At 65.2% G+C, this 9,774-nt stretch carries 8 protein-coding genes and 1 pseudogene; 1 reads left to right on the top strand and 8 read right to left on the bottom strand.

Going from position 1 to position 9,774, the window contains the following annotated elements; translation table 11 throughout:
- From QH195_RS12595 to QH195_RS12585, 3 genes are all read right to left on the bottom strand, one after another.
- The coding region (locus QH195_RS12595; protein ID WP_432278494.1) for an LLM class F420-dependent oxidoreductase at nt 1-852 on the bottom strand (852 nt) is incomplete at its 3' end.
- 312 nt (nt 853-1,164) lie between these two features.
- Complete coding sequence (locus tag QH195_RS12590) at nt 1,165-1,353, bottom strand: hypothetical protein (RefSeq protein ID WP_280435499.1); 189 nt, start codon at nt 1,351-1,353, stop codon at nt 1,165-1,167.
- A 62-nt stretch (nt 1,354-1,415) separates the two neighbouring features.
- Nucleotides 1,416-2,186, bottom strand: coding sequence for an SDR family NAD(P)-dependent oxidoreductase (locus QH195_RS12585; RefSeq protein ID WP_280435498.1), 771 nt, complete (start codon nt 2,184-2,186; stop codon nt 1,416-1,418).
- 515 nt (nt 2,187-2,701) lie between these two features.
- Here QH195_RS12585 and QH195_RS12580 point away from each other — a divergent pair.
- A pseudogene (locus QH195_RS12580) lies at nt 2,702-2,872 on the top strand (helix-turn-helix domain-containing protein); the annotation flags it as partial.
- 457 nt (nt 2,873-3,329) lie between these two features.
- On the opposite strand, the gene QH195_RS12575 reads toward QH195_RS12580, so the two are convergent.
- The 5 genes from QH195_RS12575 to QH195_RS12555 all read right to left on the bottom strand — a co-directional run bounded on the left by QH195_RS12575 (nt 3,330) and on the right by QH195_RS12555 (nt 9,616).
- A complete protein-coding gene (locus QH195_RS12575) occupies nt 3,330-4,856 on the bottom strand; it encodes a UDP-N-acetylmuramoyl-L-alanyl-D-glutamate--2,6-diaminopimelate ligase (protein ID WP_280435497.1) in 1,527 nt (508 codons plus the stop codon).
- Nucleotides 4,857-5,188: 332 nt separating this feature from the next.
- A complete protein-coding gene (locus QH195_RS12570; RefSeq protein WP_280435496.1) occupies nt 5,189-5,896 on the bottom strand; it encodes an NADPH-dependent F420 reductase in 708 nt (235 codons plus the stop codon).
- Between the two features lie 56 nt (nt 5,897-5,952).
- Nucleotides 5,953-6,573: a TetR/AcrR family transcriptional regulator gene (locus QH195_RS12565; protein ID WP_280435495.1), complete on the bottom strand. Its 621-nt coding sequence runs from the start codon at nt 6,571-6,573 to the stop codon at nt 5,953-5,955.
- 382 nt (nt 6,574-6,955) lie between these two features.
- Complete coding sequence (locus tag QH195_RS12560) at nt 6,956-8,362, bottom strand: MFS transporter (RefSeq protein ID WP_280435494.1); 1,407 nt, start codon at nt 8,360-8,362, stop codon at nt 6,956-6,958.
- 636 nt (nt 8,363-8,998) lie between these two features.
- Complete coding sequence (locus QH195_RS12555) at nt 8,999-9,616, bottom strand: TetR/AcrR family transcriptional regulator (protein WP_280435493.1); 618 nt, start codon at nt 9,614-9,616, stop codon at nt 8,999-9,001.
- Nucleotides 9,617-9,774: the final 158 nt, after the last annotated feature.

Raw genomic sequence — 9,774 nt, 5'->3', positions numbered from 1 at the left:
CTGCGGTACGACCGACCCCACGCTGTCGATCCACGCCGCCGGCGAGCCACCGGGCGGCATCACGATCGCGGTGTGCACCCCGAGGTCGGCGTAACCGGCCATCTGCCGGACGAAATCGTCGAGCGCGGCCGGGTCCGGACTGCCCGCCAGCACGGTTTTGCGGATCCGCTCGTAATCGGTGCCGACCTCGTCGCAGTGGCGGCGCAGCACATCGAGTTTGTGCGCCACCTCCTCCGTGCTGGACGCGAACAGATTGCAGGCGTCGCCGTAGCGGGCCACCAGCCGCAGCGTCCGCTTCTCACCGCCGCCGCCGATGAGCACCTTCGGCCGGTGCAGCGGCTGCGGCGCGCACAGGGTCTCGGCCAGCTGGTAGTACTTGCCCTCGAACGGCCCGTTGTTGTCCGGGTCCCACATCTGCGCGCAGATCCGCAGCGTCTCTTCCAGCCGATCGAACCGTTCGCCGGTCGACGGGTACGGCACGCCGAGACCGTGATGTTCACGTTCGAACCAGGCGGCGCCGATCCCGAGCGCAGCGCGGCCACCGGAGAGCACGTCGAGCGTGGTGACGATCTTGGCGAGCAGTCCGGGATGCCGGTAGGTCACGCCGGTCACCAGCAGGCCGAGTTCGATCGTGGAGGTGTGCGCGGCCATGAATCCCAGACTGGTGTAGCCCTCCAGCATGTTCGCTTCCGCGGGCAGGCCGGTGGGCTCGATCTGAAAGAAGTGGTCCATGAACGACAGCCAGCTTGCGCCTACCTGCTCCGCGGCCGCGCCCACGCGCGCCAACTCCCCGGCGATGGCGGCGGTCCCGCCGTCGATCTCGAAAATCGGTACGTGAAAGCCGAGCTCCAATGTGATCCCCTTGTGATCGTGGGTGGTCGGGTCGATTACACGCTACGACCTGGAGAGCGCTCCAGGTCAACAGCGACGTGGAGTGTCCCGATCCGGAAGCCCCCCGACATATTCCTGGTGATGCTCGTCCAACTCCGGGACCGGCCTGCTCTCTCGGCTCGTGGTGTGGTCAGTAACGGTTCGGACCGTGCGCTACAGGGCGGCGTTTGTCCTGCGTGTCCGGACAATGCTCCACCTATCTTCGGTGCCCTTTCCGGCGGTGCTCCGGACACGCTGCGAGCCCGCAGAGATACCGGCAGCGTCGCGGCTGGTTCAGTGGTCGCGCAGACCCGCGTGTACCCGATCCGCGCCCGCGGTGCGGATCAGGTGCCACGGCGCCATCGAGGTTTGCCGGCGGGGTGCGATCAGCGCGCCGTCCGCGGCCGCGACGATGCCGCCCTTCTTGTCGCCGGTGTGGTAAGGACACGCGTGGCACTGGCCCTGGAAGCGAAACCCTCTCACCACTGGTCGATGTATCTGCCTGGTCGTGGGTCGGTGTGGAATACCAAGGGGGAGAGGGTAACTCACACGCTGTATCCGCCGTCGACGTCGAGTTTCTGCCCGCTGATGAAGTCGGCTCGGTCGGAGGCGAGGAAGCACACGGCTTCGGCGATGTCTTCGGCGTTTCCGAAGGTTCGGAGGGGAATGTTGGTTCGGGCCACCGCGAGTGCGTGTTCGTCGAGTTCGCCGGAGCCGATGAGTCTGTGTGCCATGCCGTCGGTGGTCATTCCGGGGCCGACGCTGTTGGCGCGTACTCCGTATTTTCCTTCTTCGGCCGCGATTGCCCGGATGAGTGCTTCGACGGCTGCTTTGGGTCCGATCGACATTGCGTCGCGGACGGGGAACCGGGAGGTTCCCGCGCTGGTGATGGCGACGATGCTGCCTTTACTCGTTCGTAGGTGGGGTAGGGCGGCGTGGGTGGCGTTGAAGAATCCCGCGACGTCGCCGGCCAGCTGACGCTGGAATTCGGCGGGTGGGACTCTGCTGAGGTGCAGCATCGGCACGTGGGGGCCTGCGGCGTAGACGAGGGTGTGGATGCCGCCGAATTCGGCCGCCGCTTCTGCCACGACCTCGGCTGTCCGGTCGGCATCGGAGAGGTCGAGCTGCCAGGCATTCGCGGTGCGGTCGTGGGTGTGTGCGGTGGCGAGGAGTTCGCCGACCGCTTGCTTCGATCGGAAGTAGGTCAGCGCGGTGTTGCTTCCGCGTTCGATGAGCATCCGGGCCGTCGCTCGTCCCAGCCCGCCGCTCGCGCCCAGGACCAGGGCGGCTCCGGATCGATGACCGAAATCGTCCATGGGTTCCTCCACTGTTGCGGTGTGTTTCGGGTGATGGGTGGTTCTTGCCGGTGGGTGGTGTCCTCGGCTCAATTCGTAGCTCAGGCCGGTGAACCAAGCAAGTGATTGGTTGGATTTCTGGGCAGGGTTATGCGCTGGAAGCGGCCGGCACGGTGCGGGTTCGTGATCCGGATGCCATCGGCGGAACCTCCCGCTCGGTGAGACAGGTGTCGGTCACCACCTATCTCCCTGCCCGGCCCTGTATGGGTGATGCGATGCCGGGCGTTCAGGCTGCCGAGGCAGGGGTGGAATCCGGACTACGCATGGTGGCCGCCCTCGTCGCGGTCGGGGCGGTGGCAACAGGTGTGCTGATCCCGCAGCCGAAGAAGGAAGCGCCGGTGCCTATGTTCCGACCCGGGCGCCCGTGGCGGTTCGCAGGTCACGCCGGTTCGCGCCGATCCCGGGGAAAGGGGGCCGGGTGCACGAGCCCCGGTATTCCGCTTCCTGGGTGGGCGTCCGGACGTCACCCATGCGGGTCCCAGATCGCCAGACTCGCCGGTGACGGGCTGACGAACTCCGCCATCGGAGCCGAACTGTTCATCAGCGCACGTACGGTCGAATGGCACCTGCGCAAGGTGTTCACCAAGCTCGCCATCACCTCGCGAAAAGAGCTCCGCACCGCACTTGGATCCATCGGTGTCCTATGACGTCACCGATCGGTGGACTTCAGCATCGCTGCAGGTCCGCGGCTGCAGGAAGACGCCGAGCAGCGCCTCGACGCGATCGGCGGCCCCGTCGATGCGACAACCGCTCCCGGCCATTTCGTCATCGCCGACAAGACCACCGACAGCCTCCTCGGGACCTTCGAGCTCGAACGGCGCCCGCCGACTTTCCCGTGGAGGTGGTGCGGACACGGTGCGGTTGTGCTTGGATACTCTGCAGCTCGAACGGCTCGGGGGTGAGGTCGGCGAATAGCAGCAGTTGTTCTGCATGGTGATGGATTCAATTCGGTGTGATATCGCCGTTGGACCTGATCGGCGCGAGGGTTTGCGGTTGCAGATCGACGGCGAGCCCTGTCGATCGGTATCGCCGGGCGAGGGGTGGCTTTCGGTCGCCGGGAGGGGGTCGCCGGCGGCGGTTGCGGATTCATTCGCAGGGGGACAGTCATCGGTGGGGTGGGGCGTCTGCTGTCGCGCGGTTCAGTGCGTGTCGGAGTTCTGTTCGATCGTCGAAGGCGAGTGTCGTGGCGCCGTATGTTTGCACCGGGTCGTGTCCCCGACCGGCGACAACGAGGACGTCACCGGGTTGCGCAAGGGCGACGGCCATGGCGATTGCGTCGGCGCGGGTGGGTTCGAGTACGACTTCGGCGTGGTCGGCGGCGTATGCGCCGGCGGCGACGTCGTCTCGGAGTCGCGCCGGGTCGTCGGAGAAGGGGCTTTCGTCGGTGATGACGACGGTGTCGGCGAATGTTGCTGCTGTCCAGCCGAGGGGGCGGCGTTTGCCCGGATCACGTTCGCCGGTGGCTCCGATGACGACGATGATCTTGCCGTTGGTCAGGGACCGCAGGTAGGGGAATAGTCGTTGCTGGCCTGAGATGTTGTGCATGTAGTCGACGAACGCCAGAAACGGTTGCCCGGCATCGATCCGCTGCATCCGGCCCGGAACGCACTCCAGGCTTTCCATGCCCGCGATCGCCGCATCGAGATCGATTCCTGCCGCTGAGAGAGCGGCGATCGCACCGAGGGTGTTGTCGACTTGATGGCGGCCCAGCAGATCGAGCCGGACCGCGGCACTGTGGTCAGCGCCGTGCACAACAAACGCTGTGCCGTGCTCGTCGGCCTCGATGTGGTCGGCGTAGAAGTCGGCCGCCGTGGACTGTGTGGAGAAGGTGCAGTGGGGGATGTCGACTTCTGCGGCGAGTCGTCGACCGTAGTCGTCATCGACGCCGATGACGGCGTACTCACATCGCTCGGGTGAGAACAGTTTCGCTTTCGCCGAGTAGTAACCTTCGAGATCGTCGTGGAAGTCCAGGTGGTCGGGGCCCAGATTGGTGAAAACGCCTACGCGGAAGCGGGTCCCGTCGGTCCGGTGTAATACGAGAGCGTGGCTCGACACTTCCAGCGCGACAGCGGAAGCGCCAGTCGCGTGGAAATCCGCCAGCGTTCGTTGCAGTTCGCAGGCCTCGGGGGTTGTCCGTGCGGCTGGGTGTGCGCCCGAGGGCCCGTGGACGGTGACGCCGCTGATCAGGCCGGTTTCGATTCCTGCTCCGCGCAGGCCCGCGCTGAGCAGGTAGGCCGTGCTGGTCTTGCCGTTGGTTCCGGTCACACCGAACACGTCGAGGTCGTGGGAGGGATGGCCGTAGATCCACGAGGCGAGCGGACCCAGCACGCGGCGAGGATCGTCGACCACGAAGGTCGGTAGCGCGGCGCAGAGCCGGTCGCTGATCGCGGCGACCGCGCCGCGAGCGGCCGCTTCGAGGGCGAAGACGGCGCCGTGATGGTTGGAGCCGGGTAGCGCCGCGTACACCTCCCCGGGGCCGACCGTTCTCGAATCTTGACTGATCCCCGTAATCGAAGTTTCCCCGACGGGATCGGTTGAGGACCAGGGCACGCCCAAGTGCGCGGCCAGATCGCTCAGTCCCCGCGTTTTCGGCGGTCGCGGATCATCGACACTCCAAGGCGGCGAAGTCATGGCGGATAGTGAACCACCTCCGAACTCGCAACTTGTGAAACGGTGCCGTCCGCGGCCGCCACGATGTCGTAGCCGATCCGGTGCGGTTCACCGATCCTGGACCCAGACCGATCGGACTGCGGGGGCCGCGCCGTTCAGGAGCGATTCAGGTCGACGGGTAGCGGGTCGCTGCCGGCTTGCCCGTCTGCGGGGCCGATGGGCGGGCGCTGACTCGAATCGCCGCACTGCGGCCCTCGTTACCGGCCAACTCGACCCTGCCGCCGCACAGTGACGAGGCTTCGGGTATCGCCTACGCCATCCTGCATTACGCAGATCGCGCTGGAGCGTCGCCGTCAGAACTGTCGCGCCGCGACGTCGGGACGATGCGAGGCGGCAAGTAGCTCTCGCAGGTGGCCGGCCGGAACGGGGGCTCCGGGGTCGGCGAGGTAGTCCGCAGCGAACTTGTCCTTGTCGGCGGCGTAGATCGGGGTGTACGCACCGGACTCCGGTTCGAACCTCCAGGATTCGGCGAGCGTTCCGGCGTCGACGGTGTCGAAACCGAGCGTGTTCACGATCGTGGAGACCCGCGCCTTCGCCTCGCTGTCGTCCCCGGCGATCGGCAGCGCGGTACGAGGGGAGGAGTGTGCCAGGTTCGGGATGTGGTGGAAAAGGATGTTGTTGAACGCCTTGACGATCACCGTGCCCGGGAGAAGCGACTGCTCGTACTCGGCCGTCGTGCTGTCCTGGGAGTCCAGCCGCTCGATGCGGCCATCGCGATGAGGATAGTAGTTCCCGGTGGAAAGGACCGTTTTCCCGGCGAAGGCGTCGATGGGCAGGTTCGGGTACGCGGCCAGCGGCACGGCCAGAACCGGGATGCCACCGAACTCCGCTGCCGCGCGGACCTCGCCGGCCCGGGCGCGGGGGCCGAGCTCGTCGATCAAGTCCGTGAGCGACTCCGGTCCCCGCGAGTTCGCGATGAGGACGTCGTAGTCGGCGGCGACGGCCAGCCGAGCGACTGCCGTCCCGATCGATCCGCTCCCGATAATTCCAATCCGCTTCATGTTGCTCTCCTTGCTGTTGATGAGTGTTCACGTCCGCACCAAGCGTGACTTCTCGGCTACCTGTCGTCGGTGATGCCCGTTGGGCGGGTCGTGGATGTGGTCGACTCCCACCCGCTTCTGAGGAGAGCGGCCAGGGCTGCGGCAGACGCGTCGTCGGCCATGGCCGCACTCCGTGCCCAGCTCGTGGCCAGAGCGGCCAGGAAGAGATCCCGGGCCCGGATCCCGCTGCGCGCACTCCCTTCGCGCTGGGCGGCGTGCAGGAACTCCTCGGTGGTCGTAATGAATCCCTGGCATGTCACGGCCAGCGGAGAAGCGCTCGTCGTCGCCGCGCGGAGCGGCTCCGGCAGCCCGTCGAATGCGCCGGCCCACTCGGTGAGCGCGTCGAGCCAGCCCTCGAGTGCGTCGGCGGCGTCGGCCGACCGGGTACGGAGTTCATCGCGCCGGGACACGAGCGCCTCGTCGCGCGCGGCGAGTAACGCGGCGAGCAGCGCTTCCCGGTTCGGGAAGTGCCGGTACAAGGTCCCCGCGCCGACGCCGGCCTGTTTCGCGATCGCGTCGAGCGACCCGTTGACGCCGTGATCGGAGAAATACCGCTCGGCGACAGCGAGGATGTGATCTCGGTTGCGTCGGGCATCAGCCCGCGGGGCACGAGCCCCGCTCGTCGCGCTCTCAGGCATGGCGGTCACCTCACATTGACTAAACGGAGAGTGCCTCCGTAGACTTTCGATATAAGAGGAGACTAGCTCCTCTTACGTCCTGATGGGGATTAGCACTCCTCGGCGCCACCCCGAACCAGCAAGCCATTCACCCGAGAGGGAAGACCGTGCCGGCCTCACCGGCCGCCGGCGTGCGTCACTCCTTCGCCGCCTGCCCCCGCACGGAAAGAGGACATGATCGACAGACAGATGATCATCGGCATGCATCTGGGCAACGGGTACGGCAACCTGCCCGGCGCTTGGCGTGCCTCGGGGTCGATCCCGAGAGCGTGAAGCCGTCGATCATGACTCCGGTGCTGATCGTTGAGTGAGCGAGGTCGAACTGCTGCGGCGTCATTGTGTGTCATCGGATCCGGCCGGCCCGGTTGGTCAAGGCGAGCAGTACGGCGGCGCCGGCCAAGAGTCCACATATTCCCCAGACCACACAGAAGGCAGTCCACGATGGTGAGTCCGCCGCATCGGCTGAGTCGGTGGACAGTATGCTGCCGGCGATCTGCGCGCCCAATGTACCGGCGACCGCTTGGATGGCATAGTTGAGACCGTTGAACGCGGCCACTCGCTCAGGCGGGACCCCGCTCACGACCAGGTTCATCGACTGGGTCATCGCCATGCTGAATCCGAATGCGCACAACAGGATCGCTGCCACTATCATCAGTGCGCTTCCCCGGCTTCCCGCGGTGACCATGAAGAAGACTGAGCCGATCACCGAGAGCGGCCCGATGGCCGAGGCAAAGCGCGGGCCGATGTTCGTGTCCAACCACGACGCCAGTGGTGCGCTGAGTCCGATCAGCGTGGCAGACACCAGGATCACGCTGGTGGTCGTCGCGGTTGCACCGAGTCCGTACCCCGTTGCGGCGGGTTGTTGTACCTGCATCGGCACGACCACCAGTACCACGTTGATGCAGAAGCCGGCTACGAACATGAGCCCTGCGGCGGTGATCACGGTGTAGTTCTTCATCAATCGCAGGTCGATGAGCGGTTCGGTGACGGAGAGCTCGGCGTATACGAAGAGTCCTAGCGTCAGCAGGCCACTGCCCAGCAGCAGTAGGAAGGGAGGCGTCAGCCATCCCCAGCCCGGAGCGTAGGTCAGCGCCAACAGTACGAGCGCCAGACTCGAACCCAGGAGTGCGCCGCCGACCATGTCGACCCGAACTCTCTGTTTCGGAGTCTGCGGGGACGGGGGCACGACGGCCCACACGGTGATGATCACTCCGGCGACGACGATCAACGGGCCCCAGAACAGCCATCTATACGAGAGATGGTCCGCGATGGGTCCGGCGGTCAGCATGGCAAGAGCCGTACTGCCGAAGATGGCACCTACCATCAGCCCGTTCGCGGACTTCGTTCGACCGGCGCTCTGCGATTCACGGATGATCCCGATCGCGAGTGGGACCGTGCTCAGCCCGAAGCCTTGCAAGAGTTGGCCGGCGATGAGCACAGGCATCGATACCGACAGCGCTGAGGTCAGAGTTCCCAGGGCGACGATGAGTAACACTCCCAGGAGGGTCCTGCGTTTGTCCCACACCTCACCGAGCCGGGCGACGATCGGCGTGACGATCGGCCCTGTCAGCAGAATTCCCGTCAGAACCCAGGAGATACTCGCACGCGAGGCGCCGAACTCTTCTTGTAGCATCGGCAGGGCGGGCGGAGTCATGGACTCCAGGCCTTTGAAGGCCGCGACCGAACCGATCGAGGCCGCCAGTATCGCTCCGGCATGTGTACGCTGCGTTGGGGAGATCGATATAGCCATAACAACTTTCCTCCAGGCCGAAATACAGGAAAGGCGGGTAGTAACCCTTCCTGGATAGGTTTCGGGATCACTGCTCCGGATCGCGGCAACCGGTGCTCGGACTCGAGAGCGGGGGAGCGATAGGTTTCTGATTCAGGTTTCGGGCCGGCCTTGCGAGGGCGATAGTTCCTGAGCCCTCGTACTTTCTCCTCTGGGTGGTTTCGCGAACGCAGGATTCTCATACTCTCCGCCGGCCTCGGCGTGCCGGTGTGCTCACAAGTGCGTGGGCGAACTTCGCTTCCTCCGTAAGGGGAGCGTGATCGGTATTTGCGGCTGTCAGCGCAAATACCGATAACGGTCGCGGAGTCGTTGTTCCCAGGTGGCGCGGGCCGACGACGCCAACTTGATGTGAGTAGCGATTAACGTACGGCCGAAGTGTGATCCTGTCAACACCGGATTGGTAAGGTGATCGGCTTCTTGGCAAGAGACCATTTGTCCACTTCGGCAGCCCCTTATGGGCGCTTCCGTGGCTGTTCTGCGTTCAGTCGTCGACGTACGGCAGCTCCAGGTGTGTTACTGATTGTTAACATCGAGCTGGCTGTGATTGCCCACGCCGGCGATACCGGCGGCCGGTGGTGTCGGCCGCAAGTCGTACGGTCAGGGGGCCTTGTTGTCAGGGTGTGGTATGGCGGTCAACGCCTGGATCGCCGCATGTGACATCGTTGCGATGATCGAGTCGTGATCGAGTCCCTTGTTCAGAGTGGCAATGGCGTTCAGCATCGAAAACACCGAGTGGGTGAGTAGGCGTACCTCCGGCTCGGACAGGTCCGGCCGAAGTGGGATGACCGTCGAAATCCACTCCTCCGCATACAGGTTCATTTCACGCCGCACCCGGCGACGATCCGATTCGGGAAAGGCGTGTTCGTTCTTGAGGAAGATCAACGGGGTCGGCGGCGCGTTCATCACCGACCTGATGTGAAAATCGACCATGATTTCCAGCGCGGTCGCGGGGTCGAGCTCGGACTCCACCGTTGCCCGGGCGAACTCGTGCAGTGACCGCAGGCCTCTTTCCACGACTGCGATGAGCAGCGCTTGTTTGCCCTGGAAATGGCGATAGAGCGCAGGGCCCGAGATTCCGGCCTTGGCGCAGATCATCTCCACCGTGACCGAGTCGTACCCATTGTGCAGGAACAACTCGGCCGCAACCCCCAGGAGTTGCTCACGTCGTGGCGGATCGGCCACGACGGCCTTCGGGGCTGCCTTGTCGGACATCATGGCACACCACGGTAGCCGAGAGTCGATCTGAGTCCCGCCGTGGGCCGCTCGAACGTATGCCTGGCTTCGACGTTGCCGACCGTTCGCTCGTGCCGAGGGATGCGAGCAGCATTAGGTTAATTGTAATTAACGCCTTTGGCGTGCTGCGTGGGCTGCCC

The sequence above is a fragment of the Nocardia carnea genome (assembly GCF_029868855.1).
Taxonomy (GTDB): Bacteria; Actinomycetota; Actinomycetes; order Mycobacteriales; family Mycobacteriaceae; genus Nocardia; species Nocardia carnea_A.
Note: the sequence above shows the minus strand (reverse complement) of the source record. Positions and strands in the feature narration are given on the sequence as shown.